General features: G+C 45.0%; 9 protein-coding genes. 3 read left to right on the top strand and 6 right to left on the bottom strand.

Features of this window, described 5'->3' with window-relative positions:
• Positions 1-58: 58 nt before the first annotated feature.
• The gene (gene aspS, locus H6F42_RS13720; RefSeq protein ID WP_190399945.1) at positions 59-1,852 is read right to left on the bottom strand and encodes an aspartate--tRNA ligase; all 1,794 of its coding nucleotides are present in this window, start codon (positions 1,850-1,852) and stop codon (positions 59-61) included.
• Between the two features lie 76 nt (positions 1,853-1,928).
• On the opposite strand from aspS, the gene H6F42_RS13725 reads away from it, so the two are divergent.
• From H6F42_RS13725 to priA, 3 genes are all read left to right on the top strand, one after another.
• The gene (locus H6F42_RS13725; protein WP_190399932.1) at positions 1,929-3,470 is read left to right on the top strand and encodes a hypothetical protein; all 1,542 of its coding nucleotides are present in this window, start codon (positions 1,929-1,931) and stop codon (positions 3,468-3,470) included.
• Between the two features lie 301 nt (positions 3,471-3,771).
• Positions 3,772-5,577: a hypothetical protein gene (locus H6F42_RS13730; protein ID WP_190399933.1), complete on the top strand. Its 1,806-nt coding sequence runs from the start codon at positions 3,772-3,774 to the stop codon at positions 5,575-5,577.
• A 92-nt stretch (positions 5,578-5,669) separates the two neighbouring features.
• Positions 5,670-8,174: a primosomal protein N' gene (gene priA / locus H6F42_RS13735; RefSeq protein ID WP_190399934.1), complete on the top strand. Its 2,505-nt coding sequence runs from the start codon at positions 5,670-5,672 to the stop codon at positions 8,172-8,174.
• A 152-nt stretch (positions 8,175-8,326) separates the two neighbouring features.
• Here the strand turns inward: priA and H6F42_RS13740 are convergent, their stop codons facing one another.
• The 5 genes from H6F42_RS13740 to H6F42_RS13760 form a co-directional block, all read right to left on the bottom strand.
• Entirely contained in the window at positions 8,327-9,058 is a 732-nt protein-coding gene (locus H6F42_RS13740; RefSeq protein WP_190399935.1) for a hypothetical protein, read from the bottom strand.
• 142 nt (positions 9,059-9,200) lie between these two features.
• Complete coding sequence (locus tag H6F42_RS22325) at positions 9,201-14,315, bottom strand: translocation/assembly module TamB domain-containing protein (RefSeq protein WP_190399936.1); 5,115 nt, start codon at positions 14,313-14,315, stop codon at positions 9,201-9,203.
• 199 nt (positions 14,316-14,514) lie between these two features.
• On the bottom strand, positions 14,515-15,198 hold the full coding sequence (gene rppA, locus H6F42_RS13750) for a two-component system response regulator RppA (RefSeq protein ID WP_190399937.1): 684 nt from the start codon (positions 15,196-15,198) through the stop codon (positions 14,515-14,517).
• Positions 15,199-15,415: 217 nt separating this feature from the next.
• Positions 15,416-17,983: a TIGR03960 family B12-binding radical SAM protein gene (locus H6F42_RS13755; RefSeq protein ID WP_190399938.1), complete on the bottom strand. Its 2,568-nt coding sequence runs from the start codon at positions 17,981-17,983 to the stop codon at positions 15,416-15,418.
• A gap of 71 nt (positions 17,984-18,054) precedes the next feature.
• Positions 18,055-18,453: Uma2 family endonuclease (locus tag H6F42_RS13760; protein WP_190399939.1), on the bottom strand; the 399-nt coding region annotated here is incomplete at its 5' end.

The raw sequence follows: 18,453 nt of genomic DNA on the forward strand, positions 1-18,453 counted from the left end.
AAAACCAAAGAATCAGCTATGCGGTGCTTCGCACCGCATAGCTGATTCTTTGGTTTTATTAGTTTTTAGCGGGAGGGAGTGACAACTTAACGTGTAGCTCTTTTAATTGCGAGTCATCCACGCTGGAGGGAGCATCGGTCAACAAGTCACGGGCTTGCTGGGTTTTAGGGAAGGCAATCACATCGCGGATCGAGTCGGCTCCAGAAATTAGCATTACCAAGCGATCGAGTCCAAAGGCTAATCCACCATGAGGCGGAGTTCCATATTCAAAAGCTTCTAAAAGGAAGCCAAACTTCTCTTTTGCCTGTTCATCGGTTAGCCCGATCGCGGCAAAAACCTTCTCTTGGACATCGCGCTTGTAAATACGCACGCTACCACCACCAATTTCTGTGCCATTGAGGACGAGGTCATAGGCTTGGGCGATCGTATTGACATCAATGGGTTTTCCATCAGCAATATCTTCGGGACGAGGCGAAGTGAAAGGATGGTGGAGAGCTTCCAATCTTTTCTCGTCGGCATTCCACTCAAACATCGGGAAGTCAGTAATCCAGACGAAGTTGAGCTTGTCATGATCGATTAATCCCAACTCATGCCCCAGAGCGAGACGTAGGCGATAGAGCGATTCATTGACGATCGCCTTTTCACCCGCACCAAATAATAGGATCGAGCCTGCGGTTGCGCCTGTGCGTTCGAGTAGTTCCTTTTTGACTTCTTCGGTAATACTATCCTTCAGAGCGCCGATGGTATCAATCACACCATCTTCGCGTACCCGAATAAAGGCTAAGCCCTTCGCACCGTATTGGGCAACGAGATTCGATAAATCTCCACCGGGTTTGATGCGGGTATTAGAAATTGCTTCATCACCACCGATTACAGGTAAAACTTTGATGATGCCGCCACTTGCCACGGTGTTGGCAAATACTTTAAATCCCGAATTGGCGAACAAGTCAGTGACGTTTACCAGTTCCATTCCAAAGCGAGTATCAGGGCGATCGCAACCATAGCGATCCATTGACTCTGCATAGGTGAGTCGCGGGAAATCACCAAGTTCTACACCTTTAACAGTTTTGAAAATATAACGGATGAGATTCTCATTTAGCTCAATAATTTCTTCTTGAGACATGAAACTCATTTCCATGTCTAATTGGGTAAATTCAGGTTGGCGATCAGCGCGAAGATCTTCATCGCGGAAACATCTGGCTATTTGATAATAGCGATCGCAGCCGCCTACCATCAGCAATTGCTTAAACAATTGGGGAGATTGGGGTAGGGCATACCATTGACCAGCATTGACTCTGCTCGGTACGAGATAATCTCGCGCTCCTTCAGGGGTGGATTTACAAAGGATGGGAGTTTCCACTTCCATAAAGCCATACTCATCCTCAAGGAATCGGCGAATGCTTTTGACCACTTCAAATCTGAGTTTGAGATTTTTGGCAAGGCGATCACCTCGCATATCGAGATAGCGATACTTAAAGCGCAATTCTTCTTTGACTGTGTCTGCTTCCGAAACCAAAAAAGGCAAAGGCTTATTGACCGCATTCAACAATTCAATAGATTCAGCATAGATTTCCACTTCCCCAGTGGCAAGTTTAGGATTAAGTGACTCGTCAGGACGCTTAGAAACTTTTCCGATGATTCTGACTACATATTCATTTCGCATTTCCCCTGCAAGATCATAGGATTGAGGAGTGCGTTGGGGATCACTGACGATTTGCAAGATTCCTGTGCGATCGCGCAAATCTAAAAAGATCACACCACCATGATCCCGTCTGCGATCGATCCAACCGCACAAGCTAACTGTTTGTCCGATATGTTTGGCATTGAGGTGACCGCAATAGTTGCTACGCATCATGATGTTATTGGCGAGACTTTAGATAAAAAAGTAAAAATTGTAATTTTGACCATTTACTATCATAACTTGTTCAGTGCAATGTAAATTACTGATAGTTCATATTTTCGGGAGTGGAAATTTGAGGCGATCGCGACATCGAAAAAAGCGTAAAAGTAAATGGCGGCGATCGCTACGTTGGTCAGTCTGGCTGTTATTGCTAATTTCCCTGATCCTATCGTTGCAAGGTTCCTCTTCGCAGATCCAAAGTAATAACAATCTTCAACATACTTTTAAATTTTCTGACAACTTCGGCAATGAGCCTTGGGCGAATTTAATTGGCTTACGCATGGTAAAACTGCGTTCTCGATTGCCCACAGTTGATCGCGTAGTTTTAGTTCCTGATCGCGCCACCTTTTTAAAAGCTTTGCAAACTTGGAATTTGCAAGGACGTTTCCCAATTCTCATGGATGACTCGCAATACGCACCGATGTTTATTCGGCGCTTTCAGCCTGCGGAAGTAATTCGTCTACCTTCTGTTAATGCACTTCCTGCTGCGGAGAAACGAATAACTAGTGAAGGTGATTTGCTAGATACCGTTGCGAAAACTTGGGGAGTTCCAGAATATAAATTGCTAGCAAATCATTGGCAAAAATTAGGCTGGATTCCTGCGGGAGTGGTGATTACTTCCCTAAATGATCCTGCGGCTCCTGCGGCGGTAGCCTTGGCGGCGGCTTGGGGGCAACCTCTCACCTTTTTAGACACCGATTTTGGACAGCCCAACGATAGCTTAGAGTTCTCTCGCTGGCAAATCCTCCGCAGTGCAGTGGAAGATAAAATCGCGCAGACTGGCTATGGCTACAAAAAACTAGGAGATGCGATCGATACAATTACGATCGCTCGTCAAATGGCAGTTAAGTATCGACCTGCGGTAAAAGCGAAGGAAGATTTTGCGGTAACCGATGGATTAGCACGTAATCCTGATAGGAGTCGCTGGGCGATCGCGGGATGGATTTTTGGCTCCCTCGAACGAAGTATTTACCAAGCCATGTGTTCGATCTTTCTTGATTACCAAACGGCTCTAATGTTCGACACTTATACGAATGAGTCGCCTTGGTATTTTTATGCCCTGAAGCCTGCCGCCGCTAAATTAGAAAAAGTGGGGATCAAAACGAAATTATTCGCTACTCCTAATGCTGAATTAAAACAATGGCGCGAAAGCGATCGCCTTGCCAGCGATTTATTGTTTGTTAATTCCTCTGGTAGTCCTAGCGCTTTTACCGTCAATGGCAGTGAGGCGCAAGTCCCAGATATTCCTAAATGGCAAACTCCTACAGCGATCCACTTTATCCACAGTTGGTCGGCGGTGACTCCTGACGATGCACAGACGATCGCAGGTCGTTGGCTTGCCAATGGCGCTTATGCCTATGTTGGTAGTGTCAATGAGCCATATCTCCAAGCCTTTGTGCCACCCAGTACGATCGTATCGCGCCTTTTAGATGCAGTCCCTTTTTTAGTGGCGGCGCGGCAATACCAGTCTTCGCCTTGGAAAGTCACAGCGATCGGCGATCCCTTAATGCTAATCACACCACCTCGCCAAAGAATTTCTCCCAAGGATTTGCCCTATCCAACGCCCTAATACCTCAACACACAAGGGCTGCGGTATTAGGGCGGGATACTTAATTAAACCCCTAATTGAAGAGTTGCAGCGCGAAGTGCCGCAACTCTTCAATTAGGGGTGCGGCGCGAATCGCCGCACCCCTAATTCTGCGATGGTAAGTGAGTGGCTATTTAGTAAATGAACTTAAATCTATGTATAGCTGTAACCATTTAAATTCATAATAAATCCATAATTTAGATACTCCCTTTTCCGCCAAGAATTGGTAATACAAGGCTTTGCCCCGAACCGCTGACTCTTGAACTTATCTAGCAAATTAAGTATGAAATCCCAGAATCCTCCAAATCCCCAATTTAATTATTTTGAGATTCTGCAAGACTATCTTGCCAAAAACTACGACATATTATCCGAAAAGCTGATTAGCATACTTGAACATTTTGATCAAACCACCTATCTAGGGCTTACTCCTGAATCCAGCTACTTTATCAATGCCTTTGTCAAAAACTTTCTATATATTTTTACTCAGCCCGATTATGTCTTAGGCGATCGCTATGTATCGCAATTTATCCAATTAAACTTAACTATCTCAAATCTGGTCGCGATCTCGGACTTTAAAACGACAGATCCCTATCTCGAATTATTAAAGCTCCAGCCCCATAACTATGCCAAAATCTTGACCCTATGTTCGGCAAGAAATATATTTCAGTTTGAGCGTAAAGCTTTTTTTGATGCGAGTCCCGAACTAGCAAGCCTTTGGTATTGCCATTATTTAGAGATCTATCGTTCGGGCTTAGTAAATCGGATCGTCTATCAAAATCTGCGCGAACACCTGCTTTATGATGACGATCGCTTAACTAGTTTTTATAAAATCGACGATCTTTATTTTGGGGCAACCTACGTTGATGGCGATAACGATCGCCTGCTCAAAGCCAAAATTAATCAGTCCCTCAAAAATAGCCAGCTTATTCAGAGTATCGCGATCGCCAATCAGCCTAATCCTCGTAAGATTGCGATCGTTTCAGGCTTTTGGTTTCCTCAACATTCCGTCTATCGTATTCTTTCCGAATGTATTGCGGCTCTCAAGGATAGTTATGACTTAACCTTGATTCACATTGGCGATCGGCAATTGGCTATTGATACTCAATATTTCCAAGAGGTCAAATATCTGCAATTTCAAAATGGAAATATTGATATCAGCAGCATTCAGAACAACGACTTCTTCGCCATTTATTATCCAGATATAGGGATGATATCGGAAAGTATTTTTCTGTCAAACCTTCGCATTGCGCCGATTCAGATTTGCGGTTTAGGTCATCCTGTCAGTACTTTTGGTAGTGAAATTGATTACTTTATTAGTGGAGCCGATGCGGAAGTCAGTCGGAATGCTGAAGTAAATTATTCGGAGCGATTAGTTCTCTTAACAGGATTAGGCGCAGTCAATAATCGCCCCAACTACGAGCCGCAGTTCAAAAAACAAGTTTCTCTGGCCGAACCAAGCAATCTAGAGGCAAAACAGCTAATCATTAATTGTCCTTGGTATGCTCAAAAGGTTAATTATCCACTCTTAGTGCTGCTCAAGAAAATCGCTCAAGAAGCGAAAACATCGATTATGTTTCGCTTTTTTGCAGGTGGAGCTTTGATTCGCAAAAATGATTTTATTCCTTTTAGTAAAGACATCGAACAAATATTGGGAGCCGAAAATGTGCGGGTCTATCCCTATATGCCCTACGCCAAATATATGTCAATTATGGAAGAAGGGGATCTATGTCTTGATTCTTACCATTTTGGTGGCTTTAATGTAATTGTAGATGGACTTTATTTACAAAAGCCTTCGGTTGTCTTTGAAGGCAAGCGTTGGTATAGTCGCGCAGGGGCAAGGCTGATGAAAAATCTCGGACTAGGGGAACTCGTAGCCAAGACTCCCACTGAATATACCCAATTAACTTTAAAGTTAATTAATAACTCCGACTTTCGCGAAGAAATGCAGCAACGAGTTATTAAGACTGATTTATCAAAAATTGCCTTTCAGTCAAACAATGGTCAATATTTTAAGAAGGCTTTAGATTTTCTAATTCAAAATCACGATCATTTGCAAAATGATCTCTCCAAGAAGCCCATTCGGATTTAAAACCAGAAGAGGAGTTGAGGCGCTTCGCGCCTCAACTCCTCTTTTCTAATACAGCTATAATATCGCCTACCCTTGGGCAAAATATTGACAATATGGAACTATTTGATTTCGGGAATATTAATGATCGCCCAGTCGATCTTTTGCGCGATCGCTTTGTCAGCGTCATTGTTGATTGTATTGGCATAGATGACTTGCTGACCTATCGCATACCCGAAGATATGGAAATTCAAGTTGGCGATATTCTTAGTGTGCCTTTAGGAAGTCGTCAAGTGGGGGCGATCGCTCTGCAAATTTCCGATACTTCCCAAATTAATGAAAGCGAAACGGAAATAAAATCTATTAGTGCTGTAGTTAGTTCAGGGATTTTCCCCAAGACCTATTGGAACCTATTAACAAAAACGGCAGCTTATTATCGAACTCCGATCATGCAAACGGTGAAAACTGCTTTACCACCTAAGCTTTTAGACCAGTCCCATTATCGGATCAAAATTAAAAGTACACAGGAAGATCTGCAAACGAATCTTCAGCCCTTACCCAAAGCCGCGCAAATGGCTTGGGATTTTCTGCAAGAGCATAAAGGTAATAGCAAAGGGATTAGCCGTCGTTATATCCATCAAAAATTAGGGCGTTATACGAGTTCAGGATTAAAGGAATTACATAAATTAGATTGGATTGAAACTGTTCTGGAATTGCCAAATCGCCCCCAACCTAAGTACGAAGATATGGTCGTATTAATCAAGGTTCCCGATAGTGAAATTACACCTAAACAGATAGAAGTTTTAACTATTTTGCAGCACCAAGGCGGCGAATGTGGCAAAACCCAGTTATATAAGCTTGCCAAGACTTCCGCTTCGGTGATACAAAGCCTCGCAAATAAGGGTTATGTGGTAATTTCTAAAAGAGAAATTTTGCGCTTAGGCGGAAAAAGCCATACAGTCACTCGTGATCGCCCCAAATCCCTGACTCCAGATCAAGATGTTGCCCTACAACAAATTTTAAAGGCGATCGCCAATCAAGCGGCTAGCCAATTTTTGTTGCATGGGGTGACAGGCTCAGGCAAAACAGAAGTCTATCTGCAAGCGATCGCGCCCATACTGGAAGCGGGCAAGTCAGCGCTAGTGCTAGTCCCTGAAATTGGCTTAACACCACAATTAACCGATCGCTTTCGGGCGAGATTTGGTGATGCGAAGGTGAATGTATATCACAGTCAGCTATCGGAAGGGGAACGCTTTGACACATGGCGCTTAATGCTCACAGGCGAATCTCAAGTGGTAATTGGCACGCGATCGGCGGTATTTGCACCCCTCGCAAATTTAGGTTTAATCGTGATGGATGAGGAGCATGACAATAGCTTTAAGCAGGATCAGCCCCAGCCCTGTTACCATGCGCGGACTGTCGCCCAATGGCGATCGCAATTTGAGCATGTCCCACTTGTTATGGGTTCCGCAACCCCTTCCGCCGAGATGCTCTTTGCTCAGCAAGAGCAAGATTTAATCTATCTAGAACTTCCTAATCGCATTGGCAATAAGTCCATGCCACCGATTGAAGTTGTAGATATGCGCCATGAATTTAAGGAGGGAAATTATTCAATCCTGAGCCATAAATTGCAACAGGCGATCGCGGAAATGCTGGAAGCAAAGCAGCAAGGAATTCTCTTCATCCATCGGCGCGGCTATAGTACCTTCGTTTCCTGCCGTTCCTGTGGCTATGTTGCCGAATGTCCTAATTGTGATGTGTCTCTCTCCTATCACGATCCCCTCTCACCCACTGCCCATCAGCCCAAATCCGCCCATTTGCGTTGTCATTATTGCAACTACACCCTAATTCAGCCTAAGTCCTGCCCTGAATGTGGTTCTCCCTATTTCAAGCATTTTGGTAGCGGTACGCAAAAAGTTGAGCAGGAACTGTCAAAACTTTTCCCAAATATTCGCCTTATTCGCTTTGATAGTGATACCACCCGCAATAAAGATCAGCATCGCCTCTTAATCGATCAGTTTCGAGCAGGAGAGGCAGATTTGCTAGTGGGAACCCAGATGTTAACTAAGGGTTTAGATATTCCGCAAGTTACATTAGTGGGCGTTGTATCCGCCGATGGCTTATTGAACTTTTCCGATTATCGGGCAGGAGAAAGAGCCGCCCAAACTCTGCTCCAAGTGGCAGGTCGGGCGGGTCGGGGTGAAGAAGATGGGAAGGTGATCATGCAAACCTATACGCCTGAACATCCTGCGATGCAAGCGGTACAAAGCTATCGCCTTGAGGAATTTATGCAAACGGAATTAGAAATGCGTGAGGCGTTGTGCTATCCACCCAAGGGACAAATGGTATTGATTCATCTTAGTAGTGAGAATGCGGAAACAGTGGAAAAGGCGGCGCATGAGTTAGCGGAATATTTGCGGGAATTGGAAAATGACTGGGATATTTTAGGCGCTACACCTGCCACGATCGCCAAGGTTGCTAATCGTTATCGCTGGCAGATTTTATTAAAGTTTATGCCCGAAGTTTTGCTAAATGTTCCTAGCTTAGAGGAACTACGAATGCTAGTTAATTCTAAGGCGGTGAGAGTAGCGATCGATGTCGATCCCCTTACGATCTTGTAATACCAAATGAAGAAATGGCGTAGCCATTTCTTCATTTGGTATTATCCAATAAAAAAGAGTAGCGACACTTTGCGTCGCCACTCTTTTTTATTGGGTGTAAAACTCATGGCAGCTCTGGTAAAACCTTCCTAGCCAAAATCCTTTATTGTGAGCTAAAAGTTATACCCAACGCCAACGACAATGCCTAAATTGGCACTATTGAGGAATGCGAGATTAGCCGCTACATTAATGGTGAAGACAGATGATAGAGGAATATCCACACCTGCTGTAATTAATGGCCCATAGCTACTATTAGAACCTGCATCAATTGCGAGACCACCACCCAAATAGGGAGAGAATTTGAAGTCTCCAAAAGATCGTTGAGGTTCAAATTCGTAAGTTACAGGAATTAGGATACTTACAAAATCTCCCAGCAAATACACGCTAGGACGGACAGACAGGGTTTCCGTCACCCCAAGTTTGCTCAAAATTACTAAACTGCGATCGCCTAAATTACCACCACCTATAAGACCAAAATTGAGACCGACACCAAAGTAACTGGGTCCCGAACGGTTAGAACGAAAGATGCGATTCCCATTACTATCTGTAGGTGGCAGGAATTGGGCGATCTCATTGGGAGCGATATTGAGGCTAACTGCTTTGCCTTGTGGGGGTGTGGTTAAGGCGGCTACCGTGGAGATTTTTCCTTCTGGTAACTTTACGCTTTCAACTATTGCCAAACTTTTTACAGGAGTTATTGGTTTAAGAACTTCCTGATGAGGGACTATTGCTGGACATTTATCGCGCCCTCCACAACTGGAAGGGGTAATTGTTTCTGCTTTTACTCCAGCAATAGAATTACTCACCAATACTAGAGTAAGGCCAGCTAGAAGATTAAATTTCATGGTTTTGTTCCTTTTGGAGAATCTATGAGGATTCCATAGGCTTTAATTTGACATGGCGATGTTTTATTTAATGAATAAGTTGATTGACTATGAAATAAAATTTAAAATCTAAAGAAAAAGAGACGTTTTACGCCCCTTTTTCTTAAAATCTATTTTCATATTCGATAGAAATACCTGTTTTGCCATTGGAACTATAGTTACCGCGCAACAGAATATTCGGGTCAAGACGATAGCGCAGTGAGAAATTAGTCGGTTGTGTGGAATCGTTAATAATGCGTTGCAAAGCGATAGAAAAACTATTGCTGACATCGATCGCTGCTTCGGCGGATAAACCTAGCGTACCTGTACGACTACTGCCATCGGTATTGGTCGTAACGGGACTGAGATTAAATTCCGCAAGGTTCAGAGCATCACCGATCGCATCTTGCAAGAAGTTGAGAACTGTACCACCTGCAAAACTGGCAAGCGCCGAAGCGGGATCGGAACCTCCTTGTTGCTGTAAAACGCCACCACCGATGAGGGCAATAATTTCAGCTTGGCTCCGAGGTGGACTACTAGAAAGGCGAATATCAGGGGACAGGGCAGAGCCAATAACACTAGCTTGGACTCGCAAAGTCCGTTGCGCCCCCAAATTGCTCACGGGGACTTCATTGGGACTAAAGAGATCGTTAGGACGATTGGAGTTAATCGGTACGCGAGTAATTTCGGCTACGGCTCCCGCTACCCGCACATTTAAAAATGGGTTGAGTCCTTGGGCGGGTCGGAATTCGGCATAATTTTCGTAGGCGCGATCGAGACGGAATCTGGTGGAAACCGCATTAAATTGACCACGAGTAATATTAATACGTCCATCTGGCTCAGGCTTTTGGAGCGTGCCGTTAACGATGATCGTCCCTTCGCTTAGGAAGTTAAAGATGGGGAATCGCGTTACCTGCATATTTTGCAGCTTCACCGCAAGGCGATCGAAGATCAGATCGGGCAGATTGTCATTTTGGGCACTGCTGGCGTTATTGGGATCGGCATCATTGCCAATCACCACCCGACCATCGGCAAGAAGGACATTGCCCGTAATTCGGGGCAATAGCAGTGAACCACGCACCGTTACCTGACTATTAAAGTTATCGGAGCTAATATCTCGAATGCTGAGTTTGAGCTTATCGGCATTAATCGCTAAAGCATTCTGATAATCTGGGGAATCTTCCTTAAGTAAGTTGGCGTTGCTAAGGGGCAGAATTCCTTTGAGAGACAATTTACCTTCGCTAAAGTTGCTGGTGATATTGCTAATGAGGCGATCGCTAGTAAAGTCAATAGTCCCTTGAACCCCTGTAAAGTCTCCCGGTAAGCCTGCAACTCTGACCTTGGCATTATCGACGCTGATTTTACCTGAGATTTTAGGATCTTTAAATGTACCCGTAGCATTGAGATTGATTGCACCCTGACCATCCACCCAGCGCACGGGCTGATTGAAGATGTTAATAAAGGCGATTCCTTCGTTTTTAACATCCAACTTCACATTAAAGAAGCCAAAGATGCTGACCAGCCCTGAAGCTGCTACCGCCTCTTTGCCTGCTACCTTCATATTGGCATTGAAGTTAACATTGAGATTCTTGTACTCAAAGTTCATGGCTATGAAATCGATCGCTTGACGGTTTACGGAACCATCGCTCAAGCTCAAATTTCCCTTAATGCCAATATCCAGCAAATTTGTACCCGAAATCGAAACATTACCATTAACTTTTCCAGTTAAATCAAAGGGAATTGCACTGAAGAATGGCAATGGACGCAAGGATTCAATGGGAAAGTCCTTAAGTTCAATTTCGCCACTCTGTTCTCGAAATCGGAATAGAGGATTGGAAGATGGCGAAAGCCTCAGCCTTGCTTTGGTAATGCGACCATAGCTTTTATCGGATTGGAAATTAGCCTTGGCGATCGTGAAAACTCCAAAGGCATAGCGCCCTTCTACTTGAATATCATCAACGGCAAATTTGCCATATTCAAATTTCTTACCCACGAGATTAAAGCCAACGCGCAGACCACGACGCTTGCCAAAACCAAAAGTAACTTTGCCTTTAACATCACCACGAAAATCCGTAAGGGCTGGCAAATTAAAATTACGATTGGAATTGACGGTTTCCTGCTGCTCTTGGCGCAGTTCAATTTGGGTGAGATATTGGAGTTGCTTATAGAGTGGTTCGCCGAGTAAGGCGATTGCTTCGACGGGTTTTAATTCGGCGGCAGTATTTTTTGTAAAGGCAATTCCTTGGGTAATGTCTACCACATTTGCCCATTGCAAGGTCGCAAACAGATCCTGCATCCGTCCCTTGGCGATTTCTATTGCACCTGTGAGAGTTTCCTCGATTTGGGGATTGTAGGTCAAATTGAATTTATATTCGTTGTTAGATTCCCCTTGGCGCACTAACAGATTGCCATCCCTAACATCAAGAACACCATTTGCATAGGTGATTTTAGCGATCGCCCGTTCTGCTAAAACCCGACCAAAGCGGGGGCGATCTACGTAGACTTCGCCACTAGCGGATGGACTATCGGTAAAATCAACAATCAGATTGCTGGAAACCTTGCCGCTAACGTCATTTTGCCCCGCAAGGGAAGCAATCAGAGGCAAAGGAATATTGGCGATCGCCACTTGTAAACGTCGGGGATTATTTTCTAGCCTGCGACCACTGGCGGTGGCTTCGCCTAAGTTGACATTAAAATCGATGGGACGAAAAGCCGTATCAAAACGACCCACAATGCGATCGCGTTTACCGCGCAAATCGATACTTGCGCCTTGCTTACCATCAAAATTGACTTTCCCTTCCAATCTCGGATCGAAAGCGAGTTTATCAACCTTCAATCCTGCTAGTAACAAATCACCTGCTGCTAGGGGAACCGTAGTTAAGCCATCTAACACCCCATCAAAGTTGAGATTGTCCAGTTCTACTTGATTAACTTTTAATCCCGCAATCCGCAAGTTACCTGCTAATCGAGGATCGGTTAACAATCCATTAATGGAACCTTTGAAATCAAGGGAACCCCTTGAAGGCGCAACTATGCCCTGCTTAGCAAAAGCCGATCCGAGGGATGCCATATCGACATTGTCAAGTTGCAAAGCTCCCGCGATCTTGAGCTTGTCGATCGCCCCTGAAATATTGCCGCGAAAGTTAAAGATACCCGAAGCTTGCGGCGGAATCGCACTCACCAGAGAAGCGAGGCGATTGATATTTACATTGCGGGAAATCAGGTCGAGATTAATTCCCGCCACTCCTGTCGGAAACTGATTGACATTATTATTTGGGTAAGCGAGATCAACCTTGCCATTACCAGTAAGATAACCGCCAACTTGGAGTAATGGCACTAATAGATTTTTGCCATCCCAACTCAGATTAATGGCGATCGCATCGGGAACTTCCGTTAGTCCTTGAGGTAGATTCAATTTGCCATCGGCGACGATATCGGATAGCGCAAAACCGCCGCGATCGCTACGCAGATTGAGAAAACCTTCGACAATTCCCTTTTGATTCATTAAAAATGCAGCTAAGGGAATGCCATTACTATTTAATTGGGTTTTCCATGCACCACTGGCGACATTGTAAGTACCTGCTAAGCCAATCTCCCCAATGGGAAAGCGAACTTTGGTATTGCGAATTGTGGCTAAGCCATTCTCTAGAAATACTTCTCCTTTAGCGGGATAGCTCGCGTTGGGCGCTTCTACTTGGGCAAAGATTTGGGGATTGTCAAGCTTACCAGATACTTGTACAGAGCTAATTACCTGTCCGATCGCGATCGGGAGTTTAGTTCCATAGAGATTCGCAAAGTTCTCTGCAACGCCGACGATGCTGGAAGTAAAGAGAATTTCGGCGGACTCACCTTTTTTCGGTAGCTTAATTTGACCTTCGCCTGTGAGGGTTGCGCCTGTGGAGGCAGCTTGGACTTTTTTGATCTGGATCGTATTTAAGTCCTTGAGTTCGACCGTAGCCAACACCCGATCAATCGTAACTCGATCTACCGTAATCGCTTTAGGTGCGCTTAAGTTGACCGTGAGAGCAGGTTTTGCGGTCGTGCCAGTGAGCTTGCCACTGATTTTCATCTCTCCCGCGATCGCGACAGGATTTTTGAGCTTAAGGCTTTCAACCGCCTTTGCTAAGTCAAGGGAAGTGGTGGCAAAATTGAGATTAAAGCCCTTTTGCTGATCAAACGTTCCTTCAAGGGTTCCTTTTAAAAAGTCATATTCTGCGGATACTTCCTTAAAAGTTGCCACTGCACCATCAAAGCTGAATTGACCTGCAATTTTGGTAAAGGCTTTAGGTAACTGTGGTGATTTAAGCGCACCTTCGCTGAATTGGGCGGTCACCGATACAGTGGGAGTTTCCTTGCCCGCCGTGATCACCACTTTGGATTCGGAATCTAAAATTCCGCCCTGAATTTCTAGGGGTAAATTGACCGCAAAGCCTTGTAAGGCAGCGATCTGTACTTCTTTGGTGAAGACCTCAACGGTTCCTTGTCCCTTCGTTAAGTCCCAGTCAATATCAAAGGAGACTCGCCCTTTATTACCATTTTTTTCTGCTATGGCAGTATCGATCGCTTTTTTGAGTTGTTCGGGATTGGGCGGCGCAGCGATCGCGGCAAGATTGGGCAAAGTCACTTGACCTTTGCCAGTCATCTTTAAGCTCTGATTATTGAGATCGGTGATTTTCCAATTGCTATCGATCTGGACTTGACTAAGTGATACTAGCTCTCCTTTGGCGATCGTCTGAATTGTAAGCTGAGCATCATTAAAGGTAATTGTCCGCAGGTCGATAAAGCTTTCTTGAGTTGGGCGCTCTGGCGGCGTGATTTTGGGCAATTGCAATAAGCCCGTAACATCTTGCTTCAAAAAGATTTGCGGCTGCTCAATAATCGCATCAAGTCCAATTTGGCGACGGGCAGCATAGCTTAGCAGATCGACCTTCACCTCGATCGCTTCTACCGCCAAGAAATTCGCCTCTTTGTCCGTGGGCGGAATCACGGACTTGCCAAACCTAATACTCGAAAAGCCGACTCGCTCGACCTTGCCTAGTTGTAAGGGACGCTTGAGAGATTTGCCCAACTCAGTCTGCAACAGGGGGGATAACTGCTCATTGAGGAAATAGCGCCCATACCAAAAAGTGCCTAAGCTAGTGGCGGTTAATGCGATCGCTAATCCCACGCCTACGCGACCTAAATTTTTCGCGAATGTAGAATTAGCTGGTTCCTGCGGCGGTAATTGAGCCTGTCCCACAATTTTTCACTCCGATTTTGCCCTCACTTCACTATTTTGGCATACTAGAGCTATTGGCAACCAAAGTAATACCAAAACACAAAAAAGTAGAAAAAGCACTTTTTTACGTTTCTATACTAGTTTGAGATTAAAAAAATTGCTATGCCATTTTTTGTAATCCAATAGAAAGTAGCGCTGCAAAGCGCCCAAACTCCATACTTTAACCAAAGCGATAGCCTTTGCCATAGACAGTATTGATTAGGGAAATTTGGCGATCGCGATCAATTTTGCGGCGGAGCAGCTTAATTTGAGCAGCAAGGGCATTGCTGGTGGGCAAGTCTTCTCCCTCTTTCCATAAATGTTGGGAAATCTGTTCATGACTAAGTAATTGATTGGGATGAATCATAAAATATTCTAAAAGTTGATATTCTCTTTCGGTCAAAGCGATCGCCATGCGATCGCGATAGAGGACTTGATTATCACAATCTAGTTCTAAGTCGCCATAGTTTAACTTGACAGGTTCATTGCTAGGACTGATAGGGGATGGGGCGCGACGCAATAGCGCCCTGACCCTTGCCAGTAACTCCCTTAATTCAAAAGGCTTAACTAAATAATCATCGGCTCCGCTATCTAAACCATCTACGCGATCGTCCAAGGTATCCTTGGCGGTGAGAATCAGAACAGGAGTATTGTCTCCCTTTTGACGCATGGCTCTACAAATTTCCACGCCCGATTTTTCGGGCATCATCCAATCTAAAATCAGGAGGTCATAGCCGCCTACCTGAGCCATTTCCCATCCGCGATCGCCACTATTGGCACTATCAACCGTATAACCCTGATTTGTCAAAATCCTCTGCAATGGTTCCGCTAGTTCTTCTTCATCATCTACTAATAGAATTCGCATAAATCCTGAATGACCTTAACTTCTTTTGCTTTTACTTCGTGGAACGAATATCGCCCTCACCCCCCCAGCCCCCTCTCCCTTAATGGGAGAGGGGGAGGAAGACTAATTTCTGGTTCCCCTCTCCCTTAATGGGAGAGGGGCTAGGGGTGAGGGTCTTATAAGCTTCCATGTTGTAACCCCAGTTAATAAATAATAAGGGGCTAAAGCCCCTTATTATTTATCGCATTGATTCACGGTGGACTTTGACTAATTTAATCTCATCCTCTTCAGGGAGATATTTATTCATCATATAAACCACATACTCAGGCTTGAGATTGCTATCGGGCTTACAGCTACCCATAAAATGAATCTTAGGAAGCTCAGGATCGGGATTAATTACATTAATCGTAAACAGGCGATCGCGTAATTCCAACATCTGATTGCGTCCAGATTTCGACACCTTCGGCATCTGAATAGAAGTTGCTGCAAGTACACAGTAACTAGCCCCTTCGAGCAAATCCATAATATCCGCAGCATGGCGTTCCTTGGATGTAATAAAGGCACAGGTAAGCGTATATTCGGCAACCTCTAGCATCGCATCTAATGATGGCGCATGAACAGGAACTTCCTCGATCGCATAAATTGGCAAATCCTCATCTAATTCTGCTTGAAAACGCTCCTGAAATACCTCAATGGGAAGGGTTGCGGTTAGCTCAAAATCAACAAACTCCGCACTGCTGGTTTGTCCAAGAGGTAGTGCCTTGGCGATCGAAATCCGAGGCAAAGGATTAAAGCCCTCAGTATGGGCGATCGGTAAAGCCGCCCGACGGGCGGCGCGTTGGAAGAAGCGATGTAAATCGAGATGGGAAATCAAACTCATATCACCCAACTTGCCAAACTTGAGGCGAATACGCTGCACTCTAGGCGGCACTTTCGGCTTCTCTAAAGAAATTGGCGGAACCTCTGGTGGTGGGATCACCTCGTTATGTCCAAATTCGGGACCACAAACGCCACAATGGGAGCAACCGCCAAAGGAACAATCAGGAACGATTTGAGCAGCGATCGCCCTTTCCCAATCTTCGATCAGCCATTGTTTATCAATCCCCGTATCAATGTGATCCCAAGGTAAAGCCTCCTGCATCTTTAGCGATGGTGCATCCCAAACCAGATCCGCTTCAGCGATCGCCTGTGTCCACGCGCCAAAAGCTTGGTCGCTATTCTCAAACCACGAATCCATCCCTGCGCCAAGTTGCCATGCGCGATAAAGAACTTTGCCCAAGCGGCGATCGCCCCGTCCGACAAAATCCTCCATTGCACTAATGCGAACTTCGGTATAGTTCACTTTAACTCCACTCAAGCGACGGAACTCCTTGCGAAGTAGCTGTTGCTTCCGCACAAATTCGCCACTCGAAACGGTATGCCATTGGAAAGGAGTATGGGGCTTAGGCGTGAAGTTAGAAATCGTGAGATTGAAAGAAATTTTCTTTCTGCCCTCTTTCCGACATTCTTTTTGCAACCATTCCACCGTATCCACAATCCCCATCACATCCTCATCGGTTTCGGTCGGTAAACCAATCATGAAATAGAGCTTGACCTTATCCCAACCTTCAACATAGGCAGTTTTAATCCCCTGAAGCAATTCTTCATCGGTTAAGCCCTTATTAATCACATCTCGTAAGCGCTGTGTCCCTGCCTCTGGCGCAAAGGTTAGCCCCTGCTGACGACCATCGCCACTGCGAAGCATATGGGCAATATTCTCATCAAAGCGATCGACTCTTTGACTAGGAAGAGATAAAGTCACATGCTCATCTTTAAAGCGATTCTTAATCTGTACTCCCACCGATGGCAGAGCCAAGTAATCGGAACAAGACAGCGACAGCAAAGAAAATTCGTTGTAGCCAGTTTCGCGAATGGCTCTCTCAATCGTATCAACAACCTTCTCAGGATCAACATCACGGGCTGGGCGTGTAAGCATCCCCGGTTGGCAAAAGCGACAGCCACGAGTACAGCCCCTTCTGATTTCGATCACAAGGCGATCGTGGACTGTTTCAATTAAAGGAACTAAGCCGATGCTATGCTCAGGGCTGGGAGTGGCGACACGGCGAAGAATGCGAGGAGAAACATCACTGCGATTTGGTTTAATAGCTCCCGTTCTTTCATCCATATCATAGAATTCGGGAACATAAACTCCATCAATCTCATTGGCAAGATCGAGCAAAGTCTCACGGCGAGTCTTGCCAGCTAGCTTAGCTGCCTTCACGACTTCCCCAATTTCTGGCAATAACTCTTCCCCATCACCAAGGGCAAAGAAATCAAAGAAATCAGCATAGGGTTCAGGATTAGAAGTGGCGGTTTGTCCACCAGCAAAAATTAAGGGACATTCCTCAATACTTAACTCACTACGCTCTTTCCATGTCATCGGAATATTGGCAAGATCAAACATTTCCAGCACATTAGTTGCCCCTAGCTCGTAACTAAGACTAAAGCCCAAAATGTCAAATTCCCGTAGCGATCGCTTTGACTCCACCGCAAACAAATCAGTTTGAGTCTCACGGAGTTTTGCGGAGAGGTCAGGTGCAGGTAAATAGGCGCGATCGCATAGCTGCCCATCTTTGGAGTTAATAATGCTGTAAAGGATGATATGTCCCAAATTTGACGCGCCCACCTCATAAATTTCAGGATAGGTCAGCGACCAACGCACGATCGCCTGATCCCAAGGCTTATGCACTGCGCCAAACTCGTTGCCTAAATAACGGGCAGGTTTAAGGATTTCAGAATTTAGTAACTGTTCTACGGGTACGGGCATAGAGTTTTTTCAAGATTTTATCTAACCCTATTTTACATTGGCATAGGCTAGGGGCTTAAGCCCCTTGTTCATCAAAGCTGATCGGGATCTTCGCCCAATTCTCTTAATCTAGCGGCTAGTCGTTCTGACCTTTCGGCTCTTTCCTCAGTCGTGAGGTAGCGATCGCCTTTTTCATCAAACCAGCTTAAAACTTCACGCCCGAAGCGATCGCTCGGCAATACAGCCCTTCCAATCCCTAAGCCGATTTCTGGCATCCACAATGGTTCACCAATTTGCAATTGATAATCACCATCCACTAATTTATAAACCTCAAAGGGCAAATGTCCATCACGCCGCCAGAATTGAGGATTATAAATCACATAATACTTAACCCCTAATTTGCGATAAATCTCTAATTTCTTCTCATACTCATCGCCATAGGTATGGGACACAACTTCTAAGGTCAAAATTGGGGCGGTATAGTCTTCTTC

This window comes from Pseudanabaena sp. FACHB-1998 (genome assembly GCF_014696355.1).
Taxonomy (GTDB): domain Bacteria; phylum Cyanobacteriota; class Cyanobacteriia; order Pseudanabaenales; family Pseudanabaenaceae; genus Pseudanabaena.

Bases quoted from the DNA above. Each gene is read 5' to 3' on its own strand.
- rppA (WP_190399937.1), bottom strand. From the start codon at position 15,198: ATGCGAATTCTATTAGTAGATGATGAAGAAGAACTAGCGGAACCATTG.
- aspS (WP_190399945.1), bottom strand. From the start codon at position 1,852: ATGCGTAGCAACTATTGCGGTCACCTCAATGCCAAACATATCGGACAA.
- priA (WP_190399934.1), top strand. From the start codon at position 5,670: ATGGAACTATTTGATTTCGGGAATATTAATGATCGCCCAGTCGATCTT.
- H6F42_RS13755 (WP_190399938.1), bottom strand. From the start codon at position 17,983: ATGCCCGTACCCGTAGAACAGTTACTAAATTCTGAAATCCTTAAACCT.
- H6F42_RS13740 (WP_190399935.1), bottom strand. From the start codon at position 9,058: ATGAAATTTAATCTTCTAGCTGGCCTTACTCTAGTATTGGTGAGTAAT.
- H6F42_RS13730 (WP_190399933.1), top strand. From the start codon at position 3,772: ATGAAATCCCAGAATCCTCCAAATCCCCAATTTAATTATTTTGAGATT.